Annotated in this window: 2 protein-coding genes, 1 tRNA gene and 1 pseudogene; 1 reads left to right on the top strand and 3 read right to left on the bottom strand. The window is 66.4% G+C overall.

From position 1 onward, the window contains the following. Positions 1-189: 189 nt before the first annotated feature. Positions 190-1,092 (top strand): LysR family transcriptional regulator, encoded by a 903-nt coding sequence (locus JYJ84_RS35780; RefSeq protein WP_175223037.1) that lies wholly within the window; start codon positions 190-192, stop codon positions 1,090-1,092. A 37-nt stretch (positions 1,093-1,129) separates the two neighbouring features. Here JYJ84_RS35780 and JYJ84_RS35785 read toward each other — a convergent pair whose 3' ends face one another. From JYJ84_RS35785 to JYJ84_RS35795, 3 genes and pseudogenes are all read right to left on the bottom strand, one after another. Next, a complete protein-coding gene (locus JYJ84_RS35785; protein ID WP_175223038.1) occupies positions 1,130-1,294 on the bottom strand; it encodes a hypothetical protein in 165 nt (54 codons plus the stop codon). 148 nt (positions 1,295-1,442) lie between these two features. Further along, a tRNA-Leu gene (locus tag JYJ84_RS35790) sits at positions 1,443-1,527 on the bottom strand. A gap of 96 nt (positions 1,528-1,623) precedes the next feature. After that, positions 1,624-1,794: pseudogene (locus tag JYJ84_RS35795) on the bottom strand (branched-chain amino acid ABC transporter substrate-binding protein); the annotation flags it as partial.

The following is a 1,794-nucleotide window of genomic DNA, read 5'->3' on the forward strand; positions in this document are numbered from 1 at the left end:
ACGGCGGGCGATTTCCGCGCCGATGCCGCGCGACGAGCCCGTGACGAGGGCGACCTGTTCCGATGTGCTCATGTCCTGCTCCTTGCTTCGTGAGTGCCGTGCGATCCGGCGACAGGACAAATGTAGGCTTCTTCGATTAATAAAAATAATGAATAATGATCAGATCAAGAATGACGAAAAGTATGTCTCATGACATTCGACAGCAGGCTCCTGAGTGGTATCGGCGTGCTCTCTGCGGTGATCGAGGCCGGCACCTTCGCGCGTGCCGGCGAGGCGATGGGGTTGACGCAGCCGGCGGTGAGCCGTGCCGTCGCCCGGCTGGAAGAGCGCGTCGGCATCCGGATCTTCAACCGCACGGCGCGCGCGATCACGCTGACCGACGAGGGGCGGCGCTTCTATGAGGCGGTCGCGCCGCTGCTGGCCGGCATCGAGGACGCGGCGATCGACGCCGGCCAGTCGAAGGCGCGTGTCAGGGGGCGCCTGCGCGTCAACGTCGACGCGACCTTCGGTCACTACGTGCTGGCGCCGAAGTTGGCGGAGTTTCTCGAGCGCTTTCCCGATCTGTCCGTCGAGATCAGCGTGCGCGACCGGATGGGCGACCTCGTCGCCGACGGGTTCGACGTGGCGGTGCGGTTCGGTATTCCGGAGCCGTCGTCATACCGTGCGCGGTTGCTGCTGGAAACGCGCGTGCTTACCTGCGCGTCGGCGGCCTATGTCTCGCGTCATGGCGAACCGCGGCACCCGCGGGATCTCGCGGATGGGCATCGTTGCGTGCTGATCCGCGATCCGGTGACGGGGCGGCCGTTCGAATGGGAATTCCATCGCGGCAAGGAGGTGGTGCCGTTCGATGCCGCCGGCCGGCTGATGGTCAACGATACGGGCATGCTGCTCGGCGCGTGCCTGGGCGGTGGGGGGATCGCGCAGCTGCTGGAACTCTATGCGCGCGACATCCTCGCCGACGGGCGGCTGGTGCTGCTGTTGCCGGACTGGGCCGACGAGACGTTTCCGCTCTACGCGTATCACCACGCGTCCAATCTCGTTTCGGCGAAGGTGCGCGTGTTTCTCGACTTCGTTCGGGCGTTGATGGCCTGAGTGAGCAGGCGCGGCGGCAGGCGGCGATCCCGCGCATTCATTCGGTGCGATGCGGAATGCTGTCCGGGAACGGGTAGGGCGCGTGCGGGCCCGGCCAGTCCGGCACCGGCGGCGCGGTCAGGACGTCGCATCCTGCCAGCATGAGCGACAGCGCCACCGCGAGCGCGCGGCAGAGCGGAGATGAAATCGTGCGCATGGACATGGCGTGCCTCCGTGTCGCGCATCCTCATGATGCTTGGACTGTTGCGCGGGGGCTCGCGTTGCGGCGCGGGCGGCAAAAACAAAAAACCCGCGAAGCGGCGAGCTTGCGCGGGTTTCGGGAGGCGCAGCGCATCACGCTGCGAGAATGCTGGTGCCCAGGGCCGGAATCGAACCGGCACGCCTTGCGGCGGGGGATTTTGAGTCCCCTGCGTCTACCAATTTCACCACCTGGGCTTGATCCTGGCCGCGCATGCGATGGTGCGCGGCGAAACGCGGATTATGTCTGAAATCCCGACGCCGGGCAAGCTGCCCGGGTGCCAGATGCGTACGTCACTGGCTCAGGTAGACGAACCGGCCCTGTTTGACGATCCCCATCACGCTCGCGCGCTGATCGAGCCCCACATGATCCTTGTCGCTCGTGTTGACCACGCCGTTCGGCACGACGAGCTCGTGCGCGCGTTCCAGCTCGCGCCGCAGCGCCGCGCGGAACGCGGGCGTACC

Source organism: Burkholderia sp. LMG 13014 (assembly GCF_905232215.1).
GTDB lineage: Bacteria > Pseudomonadota > Gammaproteobacteria > Burkholderiales > Burkholderiaceae > Burkholderia.